Origin of the sequence: Alteromonas sp. I10 (assembly GCF_003201515.1) — a bacterium.
Taxonomy (GTDB): domain Bacteria; phylum Pseudomonadota; class Gammaproteobacteria; order Enterobacterales; family Alteromonadaceae; genus Alteromonas; species Alteromonas macleodii.
Genome location: NZ_QJJN01000002.1, coordinates 452,848 through 469,607 on the forward strand (window position 1 = coordinate 452,848; position 16,760 = coordinate 469,607).

Here is a 16,760-nt window from a genome sequence, read left to right on the forward strand (position 1 = left end):
TTTTCTAGTTCAGGCACTTGATAGCTAGTCGCCTGTACCTTCCGCAATCTTCTGTCGTAAGTTTGCCAGCCGCGTTTTAAAAGCACCATTTTCAACATTTTCTTTATAGCTCATTGCTAGCGCTTTCTCTCGCATTTCAAGTGCCATGGCTAAATCGCCGTTAGCTTCATAACCGTCTGCCAAGCTGTCGTAGGCATCAGATTTGTTAGGGAAGCGAGCTATATTTTTCTTAAAAATTGCAATGGCAGAGTCAAAGTCTTGTTTGTTTAGCGCCGCATAACCCGCGTGGTTTACGGCTTTATATTCTGGCTTTGCTTCAAAAGCGTATTTTGCAGAAAGGTCTTTATAGTATTGCTCTACCGCAGGAATACCTTCTTGTATTATCGCACCTGTTGGGCGTAACGAATTTAGCTGCTTTTGAAGCGCCAAGCTCATACCTGCAAGAGCAGTCGTATTGTGGCTTTCAGATGTATCTAGTTCGGTATCAAAGGTAAGCCCTTTTCGTTCGCTGCTATTTAGCAGTTCAGCGTAACGTTCGTATGCGCTTAGCATGTTTCCACCTTCGTTACCCATATTTATGTATAGATATTTGTTAAGGTCGCTATCTGACGCAAAGAACTCTTTTGCCTCTGGAAATATTACTTCTTCATGCCACCACAAACTTGGGCTGAATGCGAAGTAAGCTTGAAACAGTTCAGGCCGCTCTTGCAGTGCGTACAAGGTAAAAAGTGCGCTTAATGAATGCCCAGAAACAATCGCGTAGTTATTAGTGCGATAGTTTGCCTTTACGTATGGCTTTAGCTCTTTTTCTAGAAAGTCTAAAAAGTTGTCGGCACCACCAGATATTCCCCACTGGTTGTAGCTTTCATCATAGGTAGGTGTGAAGTCTCGCGTGCGCTCGGTGTTGGTAATACCGATAACAATCATTTCCTGCGCCATTCCAGACTGATTTAGCAGATCAAGCGTGCCTACGGTATGGGCAAAATTACGCTGTCCATCTAGCAAATATAAAACTGGGTAGGTGGTGTCTTTGTAGCGGGAATAGTTATTAGGTAAGTGAATAAGCAGTTCTCGCGACTCATTCAAAACTTCTGACTTTATTGTTGTAACTACGGCCTCGCCACGTACTTTGGCGTTTACGTGAAAGCTAAGGCTTAGGGTAAATACGGCGCCGATAAAAACGCAGGCAAGCTTTTGATACATTTGAAATTCCCTTTCCCGCTATCAGGCGCGAGTTTCTTTTAATAATTGAATTTACCTAAGCTGTCATAGTCACTCAAACTTGTCAAAAAATAACCAAGTCATTAATTGGCAAGCATTAACTTTTCAATAGATTGCTCGATGATAGTTCGCAAGTTTTGTTTGTCCTGAGCGGGCAAATAGCGCGTATGAGCATTAATAAACTCAGGTGTTAAATAGATGCGTTTTATTGCAGCGTTTATACGCTTTATGTGCTCTGCACCCTGAGGAGTATTGGGGCAGATAACGTGGCCTGATACATAGTCAGGGTTATCTGCAATAGAGTAACTGCGTACTTTAATAGGCATGTTCTCTCCAAAACTTCTGTATAAAGTTGCTGGAAAAATGAGTGCAAAATCAGACTTTCCTTTTGAAAACATTTCCATAAAGCGAGAGTAATAAATATTATTTGCTATACGAAGAATTTGCTCTCGATTAACTTGCTTTAGATCGTCGTCTATCCTTTCACCGAATGAGTATTCTTCTGGTAACACAATAAAAGAGTCTGGAAAGGCTTCTAATACGCGAGATATGCTCAGTATTCGGCCTTTTTCATCTAAAAATTCCTTTTCTATTGGTGGCAGTGAAGCCAGTTGGTAAAAACGCTGTGTCTGGAAAAAGCTAAGCGGTAGTGAGTAAAGGTGATTTTTTTCGCGTTCAGGTGCTTTTATTTTATTAAGTACGCAAATGTTTTCGCCATGCTGCATATACGCAAAAGAACGCACAAGTGGAACATGAAGCACGGGATCTGTATACCCTATTTCATCAACTAGCATTTGTACCGTATCGACAGAAGTAGAATAGGGATTGCCTTGCAGATTTACCCTTTCAGTAAGAAATGCATTGTCTGCGTGAAACGCCAAAACATTATTCTGCTCATTGCTGTCACTCGAACTTGCATGAGCAAATTTCACTAATGTTATTAAAATGAATAGTCCAACCCTGAACAACTTTTTACTCCTTGGCAAAACCTCAACGCTCGTCACTTTGTCTCGTGTTAAACGTACTTTTATTTTGTGACTCTATTAGGAAAGGTAACAGCGTTTAATTTACGTAGTTTTTAAGCGCGGCTTCTACGATTTGATCAATTTACCATCTTTTTAATGTGTTTTTATGAATATTAGAAAGGTTTTGACGCGCGACTAACGAGAAATTTAGCCTTGTGTAATTAAATTCTGTAAAGGGAGTAAAAAAGCCGCAATCAGCAACGTGATGCGGCTTTCCGAGCTGGGCTGACTAGGCAGCCTTATAGAGCAATTGCGTAAAAGGGGTTAGCTAGAACGACCCTCACTCATAGCTGCCTGTTCAAATACCTTAACTCTAGACATATGATCACCTCCTTATCTTCGTTGCTAAAACTTCTTGGAAAATAACATAGGCGGTATTTTAGTAAAGTGTCGCTGCATTAAAGAAAGTTTAAGAAAAGCGCGCACAACTCAAAAACACGAATAGCGAAACCAAGTCGATAATATAAACCTGTTTAATTAAATCTACGTAACCAATGCTAACTGAAACCCTTTGCGCCGCCCGTTTACGTGCAATTAACGTCTTAACGTGCAATCAGCAGTACGCAAACCCTCGAAAAGGCTAGAACTTAATGCAAACAACAAGCACGCACAAAACCAGCAAGAGTCGGAAAGCCGCACTATTGGTTACGCTTTTTGCCACCTCTTTTTTTACCTTTGCTCAGTCGAACACATCTGAACAAATTGAAATGAAGGGCAGTAAGGGCACTACTGTAACGGGTAATGTTCAGGCGTCCTTCGATAGCCCCTGGGCCATGACATTTTTGCCAGACGTGTATGGACTCCTCCTCTTTTGCAAGTAATTTGTTCGATAACTTTGGGTATGATTGCCAACGTGTATCCGGTTTCTTAATGATGCATTTTCTTTTACTGCATCGAACCTCTATGGGCTATTCGCACACTTGCTCCTGAACGGACACACGAGCTTAAAGGCTCTTCGTCCGGGTAAGGTTTTTCAAGTGTCGGTCTAACCTGTTAGCCATCTCACATCTTACTTTGCAATTGGGATGAAAACTTTTCGTATTTCTTAATTCGTTTAAGCTTAAGCGCTTGCTATCAACTCTGGGTCATAACTTTCGTTTGTATTTACCATAGCCCAAGCTGCACGCGCTGTTTTATTAGCTAACGCTACAGTTACCGTATTAACGTGCTTGTATGCGCAGAGCTTTTCAATCCATTTACTTAAATTATCATCATGCCGATTAGCATGCCGGATGACTGACCGTGCACCATGAACAAGTAGTTTTCTTAAGTAACCATCGCCTCGCTTACTGATGCCAAGTAACCTAGGCTTGCCGCCGGTACTGTGTTGCCTCGGCGTTAAACCAATAGAAGCAGCAAAATCCCTACCTTTACGGTATCCTTTCGCATCACCAATAGCGCAAGACAATGCGCTGGCACACAGGATACCAATACCCCGTAACTGAAGTAGCGAACGTGCGACAGGGTCATTTTTGACTTCTTTCTCAATAAGCGTGTCGAGCGTATCGACTCGCTCTTGGAGCTGCCTTAAGTCATCAAACAAATCACGTAGCAACAAGCGAAAAAGCGCCGACAAACCATTTTCTGCATCTTCCAGCCACAGGGGGATGGCTTCTCTCAGTTTGTTGATACCCACTGGCGCAACTAGCCCATATTCGCTTACCAGTCCTCGTATCTGATTTGCTTTGGATGCTTTTTGAACCATCAACTTGTCCCTGATACGGTGTATAGATTGTATGTCTTGTTGCTTACTTGATTTCACACTTACAAAGCGCATGTTCGGCCGACTCATAGCCTCACATATTGCCTCTGCATCAATCGCATCATTCTTATTACTTTTTACGTAAGGCTTAACAAATTGCGCATGAATGATTTTGACTTTAAAACCTCGTTTTTGTAATTCTCGCCCCCAATAGTGAGATGAACCACAGGCTTCCATTGCAATTTCAGTCCCTTTAGGGACCTTGTTCTCAATAGCATCCAACCACTTTGTTCGACAGTATTTTCCTTTCCACTGCCGTTCACCAAACCTATCCACCGCGTGCACATGAAAAACGGACTTTGCAATATCAACACCGACTCGAGTAATCTGGCCCATGGGCTTCTCCTAATTTGAATGCTGGTAACTCACCATCACCATATTGACCAAAAAAAGGACAACAATTCAAGTTGAGGAGGAGTCCATCCCATTGGGCACAGCTTGGTAACGGAAAAAGCTGGCACTCTATGGCTGCTTGATGAAAACCAGCAGAAGCGTTTTGCTGTTAGTAATGTGCCAAGTGTTACTGCGCGCGGGCAAGGCGGTTTAGGTGATGTCATTATTCACCCTGACTTTGCGTCAAATAACACTATTTATATTTCGTACATTGAACGAGATGAAAAAGACGATGCGTTCAGCGGTGCGGTGATAGAGCGAGCCACGCTTACCTTATCTGATAGTGGCGCGAAGCTGACTGATAGAGAGCTAATTTGGCGTCAGTCGCCGAAGGTGACGGGGAATGGGCATTACTCTCACCGCATGGCGTTTTCACCTGATGGCCATTTATTTATCACCTCGGGTGAGCGCCAGAAATTCACGCCAGCACAAAACATGGCGATGAACTTAGGTAAGGTGCTGCGCTTAAACGACGACGGTAGCGTGCCTGAAGATAATCCGTTTTATGGTCAAGGCAACGTAACAGAACAAATCTGGACGTTAGGTCACCGCAATCCGCTAGGCATCGATTTTGATGAGAAAGGTAATTTATGGGCTCATGAAATGGGGCCGCGCCATGGTGACGAACTTAATATTATTGAACGAGGTCGCAACTATGGTTACCCAGCGGTGTCGCAGGGCGACCATTACTCAGGCGTGAAAATACCTAACCACGAAGACTACCCCATCTTTAAGTCGCCTGAATTGGCGTGGGTGCCTGCCATTAGTCCTGCCGGTTTTATCATTTACAAAGGCGATAAGTTTAGTGACTGGAAGGGAAATGGTTTTATAGGCGGTTTGTCTTCAAAAGCGCTGGTTCGAGTTGCATTTAATAAAGACGATGAAGGCAACTGGAAGGTGGAAGAAGCAGAGCGCTACGAATGGGGTAAGCGAGTACGCGAGGTTGAGCAAGACAGTAAGGGCAATATCTATGTGCTTGAAGATAAAGAAGGCGGAAGGCTGATAAAGCTCAATTCGTTGAATGATGAGTAGAGTTTTAAAACTGCGTAAAGAGGAACAGTGGTTGCTTGAACACGGTTTTTTTTGTGTTTTGAAATTGCCGGTAAGCGAACATTAAATTAACCCAAACCGCATACAGAGCATTACAAATCTATATGCCGATATGATACGTTGCGAACTATAGCCAGCGCGGCTTAACTGATAAAAACCTTAGGAACTCTATGACTCAATCGACTCAGAACTTTAACTTTGAACGTTGTGAAGATGAACCTATACATATTCCCGAAAGTGTCCAAAGTTATGGTTTTCTCATCGCGTTCAACTACGAAGATTTAGAGGTTTCGATTGTTAGTGAGAACTGCAACACGATATTTGCCGACGAGATCATAGGTAAAGGTTTTTTAGATATACTCTCTTCTGATACAGATGAGCGCGCCTTCCTAGAAGAAACGTTTGATAGAGTTTCTAAGAGTAAGATAAGACTGCCTGTTAAACTGCATCTTAAAGCTTCGCTTTTAAAGGAAGGTGCGGCAATAGATTATTTAGCCGTAGTCTATGATTCAGGTTGTCACTATGTGGTTGAGCTTGAGCCCGCAACTGAATTTAGAGACACCTATAGTGCAGAGCAATTTGTTAAGCTCTATTCAATGTCTATCGCCCCACGCTTCAAAGAAATGACATCGTTGAGAGAGATGGCTCAAGAGATGGTATCAACCATCAGGTATCTGACTAACATGGACAGGGTAGTGCTTTATAAATTTAATAAGGACTACTCGGGGAAGGTAATAGCGGAAGCCAAGTCTGAAGACATGGAATCTTATCAAGACTTGTACTTTCCCGCGTCGGATATACCAAAACAAGCCAGAGAGCTGTACAAGACGAATTGGGTGAGGCTTACTCCCGACACAGAGTTACCTGCATCTAGGTTGATTCCGTCTGTCGAAGAATCGGGAAGGGAGCGACTAGACCTCACTCGTTCGTTGTTGCGCACATTTTCACCTATTCATCTTCAATACATCAGAAATCAAGGTTTACGTGCTTCATTTTCCATTTCGTTAGTAACGGATGGAGAGTTGTATGGGCTTATTTCCTGCCACCATCGCGAGGCTTGTTATATTCCACAAAATGTACGACTGCAATGTGAGAATTTAAGTCAACTGTTCAGCTGGCATTTGTTAGCGAAAGAAGAAGAAATTGCGAAACGCAAAAAGCATGTTACTGATAAAGCGGTTGATGCGATGTTGGATAGAATCGGTCCAGCAAATCCTATTAGCCGTGTAGTCAAGAGCGGTGAACGCGCTTTTTTAGACGCGCTTAATAGCTCAGGGTTTGTTTATTATTCACAGTACGAGACTATTACCCTCGGTTCTACTTTACCGGTAGAAGTCATCAAAGACATTTTTTCTAAAGCAAGTAGTGAAGGCGGCTTTCCTTACACTAACGATTCCCTTTATCACGATTACCCTGAAGCCAGAGAACATGGTATTGCGGGTATTATGATCATCCCACTGTTTGAAAAGAAGCAGTATTTTACTGCTTGGTTCAGGAAGGAAACCCATCGAAATCAAAAGTGGATAGGCGCTAAAGATGAGAAATCGGAAGATGCACCAAAAGCAGAGCGTCTTAAGCCCCGTTCATCTTTCACTATTCATACCCGTACAATTAAAGGGCGCTCAACAGCGTTTGATAAGACGGACGTCGACACCGCAAACCGGTTAAATAGAATGTTTCTTGTTTACGCGCTTGATGTGCAAGAGCGCATGCATATAAGTATTCAAGAGCTTGAAAAACAAGATAATTACAGGAATGAATTTCTCGCTACTTTGGCCCATGAACTTCGAAATCCGTTAGGGCCTATAATGTCTGGGGCAAGTATTCTAGAAACGGTTGATGATGAAAAAACGCGAAAAAGAGTGACAGCTATCATTAATCGTCAAGCTGAATATATGTCTAAACTTATCAATGATTTGATGGACGTGTCTCGCATCACGCGAGGGAAAGTTAAACTTGAATTTGAAAGATTGAAAATTCAAGACGTGCTTTCAGACTCTCTTGAAATTGTTGAGCAACAAGTAAAAGCGAAGAAGCATGATATAACGGTAAACTGTCTTGAAGAAGATGTGACAGTATACGGAGATAAAGCACGTTTAAGCCAAATCTTTTCTAATATCATTCACAATGCAACTAAGTATACGAAAGAATCAGGAAAGATAGTCGTAGAGATCAGAAAAGACGGGGTCATGATTGTTGTTGCTGTTAAAGATAATGGCATGGGAATACCCGAGGATAGGCTAAAAGATGTTTTCAATATGTTTACCCAAATTGAAGCGCACTCTACTCACACTAAAGGCGGTCTTGGTATAGGGTTAACTTTAGTGAGTAAGCTTGTTGCGTTACATCATGGTGAAGTGTCTGTGATGAGCGAAGGTGTTGATCGAGGAAGTACCTTTGAAGTCAGGTTGCCTATTTCTAAAACAGCCTACGAGCAATCTGAAAATCAAAAACTGGACCCTGTTATACAAAGCAGAAGTAAAGTCATGTTCGTTGACGACAATGCTGATCTCATTGACGCTTATTGTCTGCTGGCAGAGTCTATGGGTGTGACTGCCTTAGGCATTACTTCTCCGAAAGAAGCTGTTGATGCATTTAAAACCTTTAAACCTCACTCTGTATTTCTTGATATCGGCATGCCAGACATAGACGGCTATCAGTTAGTAAAAATGCTAAAAGCCTTGCCGGAATCAGAAAATGTTAAGTTTTATTCTCAAAGCGGGTGGGGCTCAGAGAAATATGTAGAGGACTCCCAAGCGGCAGGCTTCGATCAGCATTTCGTGAAGCCCTTGTCAAAAGACACAATTCAGTCGGTACTAAGTTAAAACCTCTTTTAAGAGGTTGAAGCTTACCGACTGAATGACTCAAATGCTGTGAAACGCGTTATAATGCCGGACAAACGTAATTAGGAATAAATATGAAAGTCTGTGGTGTAGATTTAAAAGGTAATGAAGCAATTGTTAGTTTGGTGTCGCTGGCTGACGGCTTGTTTCATTTGCCAGATTGCCGTACGCGCCGTTTAACGCTTGCCGATACCAGTGCAAAAGGGCTTAAGAGCTTCCAAAGTACCTTTGCTAAACTTGTAGAAGACTACAAAATTGATGCAGTGATAATTCGTCAGCGTCAAAGCAAAGGTAAATTTGCAGGTAGTGCAATTGGCTTCAAGCTAGAGGCTGCCATTGAATTGATTGAAGGGCTTCAAGTTGTAGTATTTAGCCCAACGGATATTAAAGAATCACTACGTAGAAATCCGCTTGCAGTGCCATTTTCTGACACGGGTTTAAAACAGTTTCAAGAAACCGCTTTTACAACGGCGTACGCGTGGCTTATGAAAAATGAGTATGCCTCGCAAGAGTCAGACGAGTAATAATCGGGAGCGGTTGGCTCAATGTTTATACTACTGTGCCTGCATTTATTGTGCGGGCGCTAGTTATCTTCATTGTCAATTTCCGAGATTGATTTTTAGATGGAATATGGCAGACTTTAATTAGACATAGTTATCAAAAGAACACGGAATGTCACAAGTCGTTTTTTCTCCAAAGCTGTCACCGCAGCTTAACTACACTACTCTGCTCTTATCTGTTTTCTCAATTTTCTTTGTTGCTAGGCTTATATTTCTTCTGGATATCGATGAAGACAAGCTATCCATCCCGGTTTTAGATTTTATAAACCTCTTCGCCAATCTAGAGTTTTTTGCTCTAGCTCGATTGCCTGAATTTTGGAATTTCAGTGATTTAACGTTTAGTAACCTATTAGCAAATTTACACACTACAGCAAACGTATACGCTGCCATTTCTTTAAGCATTTTCCTTATTGGGTTAATGATTTTTCACCGTAACATGACGCAATTGCCATTTCGCTATTGTGGATTAATGTTGCTTGTTATGGGGTGGATGCATCTTCTAGCAGCAAAGCTCGTGTTGCTCTCATCATTACCTATATTACTTACAGGGCCTGTTTTAGCTGTGGGGTTAATCTCTGTCGTCTATTTTAGTATTCCTTGTTTTTTCATTGAAATTATTTATTTACTTAAGCGAAAGGGACATCAGTGAAAAAGCTATCTTTCTTGGCTGTCTTGTTTTCTTCCTCTGCAGTAGAAGCAGTGTCAGATGCCGTCATTGAGTATCAAGAAGTCGCGGCTAATACCATCATGCTTTCTATTGTATTGGCATTAAACCTATTGTTTTTCTTTTCACTTTTAACGATAGCCGGAATTTTGAGTAAAAAGCGAGTATCAGCTTTAAAAGCGGCTGAAACGTCTGCGAATCTTGATCCGCTTACTGCATTACTTAATCGCAGAGGTTTTGAAGCTGCAATGAGTATAAAAGACGATGCCAGTGGCTTTCTTCTCATTGTAGATATCGACGACTTTAAGAAGATTAACGATACTTATGGACACTCTTATGGAGATAAAGTCCTTCAGGAAGTTTCCACACGTTTATCAAGTGTAGTTAGAAGCGGAGATGTTCTCGCTAGATTAGGAGGAGAAGAGTTCGTAATTTTTGTGTGCTCTGAAGATAAAATAGAAAAGTTAGCTGATAGGCTGGTAAAAAGCGTTTCTAGCGAATCTTTTTATTTAGATAATGGTGTGAATATCCAAGTTACAGTAAGCGTTGGAGTTGCACCAATTAACGATTTTTACGCACAGTATGAATCTGCTTATCAAAAGGCGGATAGTTCTCTTTATGAAGCTAAAAAACAAGGAAAAAATCAGTTCGCGGTTTCATTGTCTCATTGTGTAAGCCCACAATGATGACTAACGTTCATAGTGCGAGAATAAATGAACGTTCTTTGCGTCCTTCCTTTAAATTACCTATTTCTTAACTTTTGCTCTTAATTCTAATAAAGCGTTGTATAGCACTTCTAATTGATTACTGAATTTATCTGCTGTTTTGTGCTCGTTACGTTTTATGGTTAATTCTATTGAACTTGCCAATTCCGCAAGCGTATAAGCGCCGATGTACCGAAGAGCAGTTGTGAAAATATGCGCATTTCGCGCAATAGAAGGGAAATCACGATTATCTATGGCTTGTTTAAGCGCGTTAAGCTCATCTTCTAGCTCCAGAAAATCGTTTAGTAGGTCATCATAAAGTTTATCATCACCCATTACCGCCTGTAATGCTTTAGGCTTGTCTATGGATGTCAATGATGATGCCTCTATTCTCGCCTCGCCGGTAACTTCAGTGGTCGCCGTCGACTTTCCTTTATTTAGCACTTCAACAAGCACGTCAAAGAAGCGATTTGGGTCAACCGGTTTGTTGATGTGGCCGTCCATGCCCGCTGCCAGGCTCTTGTCAATGTCTTGCTGCATGGCGTGAGCCGTCATGGCAATAATCGGCAAAGTTAATTTCAGCTCATCTCTGATTTTTCTAGCTGCTGTTAACCCGTCCATAACGGGCATTTGGATATCCATCAACACCACGTCATAGCTGTTATCTTCACGTAAGGCTTTTATGGCTTCAAAGCCGTTGCTAACCATTTCAATAGTAGCGTGGGTGTCGTTTAACAGGCCAAGGGTTACTTTTTGATTCAGCGTATTGTCTTCTGCGAAAAGGATCTTCGTTCCTCGCAGATTAGGCACAGGCGCAGCATCTGTTGGTAGGGTTCTTGTGTTCACGTTTAAGCAAAGCTCTTGTAGCTTATCTACAAGCTCACTGGTGCTAAAAGGCTTTTTAATGAAGGTTCGAATACCTAGTTGGTTAGCCTGCTCTCGCATATGAGGCGACTCGAATGCATACAGCATTATCACCTTCGGTGGCTTAATTGAAAACTCCTGCTTCATGATGGCTGCAACTTCCAATCCATCAATGTCAGGCATATTCCAATCTAAAATAAGTACGTCGTAAGGCGCACTGTTTCCCACAGCAGCACGCATTTTGGCTACGGCTTCTTTACCGCCGGTCGCAACATCTGCTCTAATGTTAGCTATCGATAGCGACTCGATAATAGCGTCGCGCGACACGCCAATGTCATCAGCAATAAGCACCTTAAGTAACGAAAGTTGCTTAGACGGCGATACAATTTGTTGGGAAGCATCCTGTTTAACGGTTACGGTAAAATGAAAGCTTGCGCCTTTTCCAAGTTGGCTCTCAACCCAGATCTCTCCGCCCATTAATGTGACTAACTGCTTACATATTGCTAAGCCTAGGCCGGTGCCGCCGTATCGGCGAGATATAGACTCATCACCTTGGTTAAATGGTTGAAATAGCAAAGCCTTTTGCGTGCTGTTTAGCCCAATTCCTGTGTCTTTAACTTCAAATTCAAGCTGAATGTCTTCTATATTATGCGTGCACCTAACGCTTACCGAAATCAGTCCATCCTCGGTAAACTTAAGAGCGTTGCTAACTAAATTGCTGAGAACTTGCTGTATGCGTAACGGGTCGCCGATAAGGTTTAACGGTACGTCACGTGATATATGCTGAATAAGCTCTATGTGCTTTTCCTCAGCGCGCCCTAGATGCAGTCTAATGGTTTGGTTTACTAGCGCGTCTAAATTGAATTGCGTCGATTCAATATTAAGCTTGCCCGCTTCTATTTTCGAGAAGTCGAGTATGTCGTTAATTATACTTAGTAGGGTTTGCGACGCGCCTTCTATCTGAATAAGGTTCGTTTGTTGATCTTTATCTTCTGCAGCCCGCTGCGAAAGCTTGGTCAGGCCGATAATGGCGTTAAGCGGCGTGCGAATTTCGTGACTCATGCGTGCAAGAAAGTCAGATTTTGCTTTTGTTGCTTTCTGAAGGTCTTGAGTAAGTGCATCGAGCGCCTTACGCTGTTGGCGAGTTCTAAGCCATAGGCCAACGACTAAGCCTAATGAAAGGATCACGAAACCGATGAAATACAGCTGAAACGTGTTTTGCTTTTTCTGTATAAGGTTACGCTGCTCTTTTAACTGGTTGTCTTTCTCTAGAAGCTTGATGGTTTCTTCTTTTTCGGAAATAGAAAGCCGTACGCGGTTAAGGGCTAACAATCTTGACTGCTGTTCATTAAAACTCTCTTCATAAGTTTTCGTGTATAGCTTTGAATATTCTAATGCGGCTTCAAAATTGTTGGTTGATTCAAGGAGTGAAATGAGCTTTTCCAACATGCTTAGCACCACTGACTTGTCGTTTTTTATGGCGTCTTTTTTTAATCCACCTTCAAGTTCGCTAATAGCCAAGTCTATTTGATTGCGTTTAATGTAGATGTCGACCAAGCGCAGTAGTCTAGACCCTTCGTTGTATTTAAAACCAACTTTGCGATCTGATTCCGCAGCGCGGTTCAACATGGTTAGCGCTTCAGTTAAATTGCCTTGGGCGATATGTAGCTCAGCCATTTTGGTATGAACAATGCCAATAAAGGGGTAGTGCACCTCTTTGAACAATTCTTCTGCTAGCAGAAGGCTTATTTTAGCGTCTTGATAGTCGCCCAGTTCCGTTTGCGCGTAACCTTGGAAAAAGTAAGCAATGGCTTTGTTTTCTTTATCATTTAAACGCTGAGCTGCGGCGAGGAAGTTTTGACCTAGCTGCAACATCATTTCGTAGTTTTGCAGCGACATGTACACATTGCCCATAGCGCTATATACAAGCAAGGCGTTATCGCTATTTACTTCAATGAAAGCAGCAAGGGATTTGTTGAGCGCTTCGAGTGCACGAGCATGCTCACCTGACAAGTCCAAAATAAGCCCTTCTAAGCGAAAAGACTCTGCCAGCGCCATGGTGTTGCCGCCTTTTTTTGCAAGCTTGCGGGCTTCCAACAGAGTTTCGTACCCCGCAACAAGGTCTTGCTCAAGAATGTGCTTATAAGCTCTTAGGTTGAATAAGCGGGCTTGCTGAAAAGCGTTTGGGTGGGCGTCGAAGAAATAGCCTAGCTCGGTGAATGTGGTTTCTACAGACTCATCATTGTTTTGAATACGCTGTTTCAGTTCGTCTAGCGTAGTGACTGATGATGTGGTGTTAAGTGGTTCTTTTAAAAGCGCAAAAGTAGGAAGCGCCATCGTAAAACAAACGATAGCGAAGATGCATTTCAAACGGCGCTTCACTTTCTACTTCAGCTAGCTTAAAAAGATAACGACTAGTAGCTAATTACGCGGGTAGCCTTGCTTGTATCATCAAAGCGTTTGGCTACTTCGTCCCAGTCTTGGTCTTTAATTAGCTGAAGATCTTCACCAGATAAACCGTACTTTTCTGCAGTGCCCACAGGGTCCTTTTTATACGCATCCATTAGTTTGCTGTTGCTGTCTAGCTCAACCAAGAAATCTACAATTGTTTTCTTTGCCATGTCGTTTTTTCCTTTTAGTTTACTTTTGGAGATCTAAAGTCAATAACTTGCTGCTCAGTTAAACCTAGCTTTGCCAAACGATCCTGACGGTATGCTGGCATGCCAAGTGAGGGTACAACTAGGGTCGAAATTAATGTTGGCTTGGCGAACTGTAATTCGCGAAGCAACACTTTTTGTATTTTTGGCTCGCAAAGGGGCAGGGTGGCTGCCTCGTAAATAATCAGCTCGTGATCTTCTGGGTAGTGCTCGGCCAGAATGTCAGCCAGCATGGCAAGCCCAGATTCACTGTGATTAGCATCTAACACGCTTAGCGTTGCTTCTCCGGCTAAACCTATTTGCCAGATGATTTGCGTCATGTGAGGATCAATGCGGTAATCGCGAAACAAAAATTGAGTTGCTTCATAAGACTGACAGCCAAAGCGAGAGGGATCTATTCCCAAATCCGCAATTAAGCAGTCTTCTGCAGACACGCCGGGGAGCATTTGCGCATCTAGGCCAAGTTCCCGCACTCTGCGAATAGCCTCATGAGAAGGCGTAACAAATACGCCTGGGTGACCATAAAAAGCCACACATACTTTTTTACCTTCAACAACTGACTGCACGATGCGGTCGGCCATTTGGTCATAGGTGACAGCGCGAGATTTCCCTTCTTGATAAAGATCGTCTAAAGACACACTGTTCGGGTTTATGTTGGTGACCACGTGTTCACCAATTTTGTTCATGATCCCCATGTACACAATGTCAGCATTTTCGATGTGGCTTTTGGTCGCTATCGTCATTTGACCCGCAACACTGATTCCAGTGCCAACTACAACTAGCGATCCCTTAGGAGTATGTTCTTGTCCCTGAATTAGCGTCATATTTTCCTTTACCACTTGCTAATTGTGATTCACTCAACACTATAAATTAGATTTAGGGTATTTGCTACGTTCACTGATTTATAGCATCTACCATTGCTTTCACATCAGCGTATCGGCAGTTTTCACAAGAACCAAAGCCCTTCACTTGTCTCACTTTAAATCGAGTGAACAAAGGCATGGTCATGCCAGTTAGAAAACGACAGCAAATAGATGATGTGATTGGGCCATCAAATTTTCCGCTCAAATGGGCTCTTAGTGCTGCTATGGCCTCTGATATTTGGTCTGGGTTCGGTGTGGGAATTGGGTTTGAATAGCCGAGCTTAGCCACATTTCCCTGACATACACTGCAGTGCCCGCATTCATTGGGCGCTTGGGAATCGTCAAAATACGCCGATAAGTTATAGCTTAAGCAAGTATTGAGTTCGAAGAAGCCTACCAGCGCGGCGATACGTTCTATTTCTTTGCGCTCGTTTTCAGCGAAATAGTGAGCCAGATTATTAGCTAAGTCGGCATTTTGCAGTTTTTCGTAGTCCACGCGGTATACGTCAGTTATTAAGCGCGAGGCAAGCTCAATATGATTGTGTTCATGTAAATACTCTAGTGCGGCAACCACTCTTGCACGCTCTGCGCCGTAATGCTGATAAATACTGTCGAAATCTACAATGCCCCACACCTTTTTCATATTTGAATGAGTGAATACGGCGTCTAGAAAGCGAGCCCGTTCTTCTGAGAAAAGGCCGAGTATGGTGGTTTTCTCTGAAATAAAGCGAAATTTATATTCAGCAAAATAGGCATACAAAGGGCGAATAACGTTGGCAAGTTCAAGCTGTACCAGCAGGGTTTTAAGCGGAAGCTGTCGTATGTTGCAGGCACTCGATAAGCTATTTATTTGCGTTTCCCACTGGTAAACATTGTTTTCGCCGTTAATAGGTGAATCATTTTGCGCCGCTGAATTTATGTGAGCAGGGACCTGTGAGCTAATATCATCAATTACGCGTTGAATGGCGCTCTTATCTGGTGTGTCGCCGTAAACGAAGTTCTCTATGGTGACTAAACCGTCAAGGTTTGCTAATACCGTGCAGTTTGCCGCTTTACCGTCTCGTCCACCCCGGCCAATTTCTTGGCTGTAGTTTTCAATAGACTTTGGTAAGTCGTAATGAACAACAAAGCGAATATCCGACTTATCAATGCCCATGCCAAATGCAATGGTAGCCACAACAACTTGAAGCTTATTGTGCATAAAATCTTGCTGGATACCTTGTCTTACATCACTGTCGAGACCAGCGTGATAAGCCTTTGCAGCAAACCCATGTTGCTGTAAGAACCGGGCTACTTCTTCTGCGCTATTTTGAAGCGTGACATAAACAATACCCGCGCCTTGCTGTTTTTGAATTTCTTCAAGTAAGGCTTGGTTTTTATATGGTTCATGTACAGGGCGAACATGCAAATTCAAGTTGGGTCGATAAAACCCTGTTTGGATAATATTAGCTGGCGCAATATCAAAGCGCGCTGCCATATCTTCTTTTACTTTTTTAGTGGCAGTAGCTGTGAGCAGAAGTACTAACGGAATATTAAGCTCTTTCTGATACGCGGGGAGTTTTAAGTAGTCAGGGCGAAAGTTGTGTCCCCACTCAGAGATACAGTGTGCTTCATCGACAACTAGCATACTTACTTGAACAGACTCAATGAACTGCCTAAAGCGTTCGTTCTTAAAGCGCTCCACCGACACCATCAGAATTTTACACTGGCCTGACCGCACGTCGTTCATCACTTGCTTGTTCTGCTCGGGCGTTAGCGTAGAGTCGATACTCGCTGCTGTAATGCCTTTGCTATGAAGAAACTCCAGCTGGTCTTTCATCAGCGCTAACAGTGGCGACACAACCAAGGTCAAGTGTGGCAATTGCGTAGCAACAAACTGATAGCACAATGATTTGCCCGAGCCAGTGGGAAAAATCGCTAACGTTGAATTTCCACCAAGCAGTGATTCCACTGCCTCCTTCTGTCCCTCGCGAAACGCCGAAAAACCAAACAGCTGCTGCAAAATATTGGGGTCAGAGTACATTAATAAGCTCCCAAGTCGCGATATAAAAAATGGGGTCAGAGTACATTAACTTATTTCCAAACAGTTTGTGGTTAAGTGTTCGCAGGTTTGAGCTAGTTGAACCATCGCGACATTTATTAAAAATAAAGGGG

General features: G+C 42.7%; 12 protein-coding genes and 1 pseudogene. 6 read left to right on the plus strand and 7 right to left on the minus strand.

Going from position 1 to position 16,760, the window contains the following annotated elements:
• Positions 1-24: 24 nt before the first annotated feature.
• Positions 25-1,203, minus strand: coding sequence for an alpha/beta hydrolase-fold protein (locus BZA03_RS06340; RefSeq protein ID WP_110288269.1), 1,179 nt, complete (start codon positions 1,201-1,203; stop codon positions 25-27).
• A 101-nt stretch (positions 1,204-1,304) separates the two neighbouring features.
• Complete coding sequence (locus BZA03_RS06345; protein WP_258364592.1) at positions 1,305-2,153, minus strand: hypothetical protein; 849 nt, start codon at positions 2,151-2,153, stop codon at positions 1,305-1,307.
• Positions 2,154-2,836: 683 nt separating this feature from the next.
• Between BZA03_RS06345 and BZA03_RS06350 the strand changes: the two genes are divergently transcribed.
• A complete protein-coding gene (locus BZA03_RS06350; protein WP_258364593.1) occupies positions 2,837-3,067 on the plus strand; it encodes a hypothetical protein in 231 nt (76 codons plus the stop codon).
• A 239-nt stretch (positions 3,068-3,306) separates the two neighbouring features.
• Here BZA03_RS06350 and BZA03_RS06355 read toward each other — a convergent pair whose 3' ends face one another.
• Positions 3,307-4,344, minus strand: coding sequence for an IS110 family transposase (locus BZA03_RS06355; RefSeq protein ID WP_110288271.1), 1,038 nt, complete (start codon positions 4,342-4,344; stop codon positions 3,307-3,309).
• A gap of 87 nt (positions 4,345-4,431) precedes the next feature.
• Between BZA03_RS06355 and BZA03_RS06360 the strand changes: the two are divergent.
• The 5 genes and pseudogenes from BZA03_RS06360 to BZA03_RS06380 form a co-directional block, all read left to right on the plus strand.
• Positions 4,432-5,433: pseudogene (locus BZA03_RS06360) on the plus strand (PQQ-dependent sugar dehydrogenase); the annotation flags it as partial.
• 188 nt (positions 5,434-5,621) lie between these two features.
• Positions 5,622-8,276, plus strand: a complete 2,655-nt coding sequence (locus tag BZA03_RS06365) for an ATP-binding protein (RefSeq protein WP_110288272.1) — start codon at positions 5,622-5,624, stop codon at positions 8,274-8,276.
• A gap of 92 nt (positions 8,277-8,368) precedes the next feature.
• Entirely contained in the window at positions 8,369-8,818 is a 450-nt protein-coding gene (locus BZA03_RS06370; protein ID WP_014950351.1) for a DUF3010 family protein, read from the plus strand.
• A gap of 148 nt (positions 8,819-8,966) precedes the next feature.
• The gene (locus tag BZA03_RS06375; RefSeq protein WP_039228070.1) at positions 8,967-9,503 is read left to right on the plus strand and encodes a hypothetical protein; all 537 of its coding nucleotides are present in this window, start codon (positions 8,967-8,969) and stop codon (positions 9,501-9,503) included.
• Positions 9,500-10,204 carry a GGDEF domain-containing protein gene (locus BZA03_RS06380; RefSeq protein ID WP_052247424.1) on the plus strand — a complete coding sequence of 235 codons (705 nt, stop codon included), beginning with the start codon at positions 9,500-9,502 and terminating at the stop codon, positions 10,202-10,204. Before BZA03_RS06375 ends, BZA03_RS06380 begins: the two co-directional genes overlap by 4 nt.
• Positions 10,205-10,264: 60 nt before the next feature.
• Here BZA03_RS06380 and BZA03_RS06385 read toward each other — a convergent pair whose 3' ends face one another.
• The 4 genes from BZA03_RS06385 to BZA03_RS06400 all read right to left on the minus strand — a co-directional run bounded on the left by BZA03_RS06385 (position 10,265) and on the right by BZA03_RS06400 (position 16,629).
• Positions 10,265-13,423 (minus strand): response regulator, encoded by a 3,159-nt coding sequence (locus BZA03_RS06385; protein WP_110288273.1) that lies wholly within the window; start codon positions 13,421-13,423, stop codon positions 10,265-10,267.
• 77 nt (positions 13,424-13,500) lie between these two features.
• Positions 13,501-13,707: a hypothetical protein gene (locus BZA03_RS06390; RefSeq protein ID WP_014977183.1), complete on the minus strand. Its 207-nt coding sequence runs from the start codon at positions 13,705-13,707 to the stop codon at positions 13,501-13,503.
• Positions 13,708-13,721: 14 nt separating this feature from the next.
• A complete protein-coding gene (locus BZA03_RS06395; RefSeq protein WP_049587937.1) occupies positions 13,722-14,567 on the minus strand; it encodes an SAM-dependent methyltransferase in 846 nt (281 codons plus the stop codon).
• 70 nt (positions 14,568-14,637) lie between these two features.
• Positions 14,638-16,629, minus strand: a complete 1,992-nt coding sequence (locus BZA03_RS06400; RefSeq protein WP_110288274.1) for an ATP-dependent DNA helicase RecQ — start codon at positions 16,627-16,629, stop codon at positions 14,638-14,640.
• Positions 16,630-16,760: the final 131 nt, after the last annotated feature.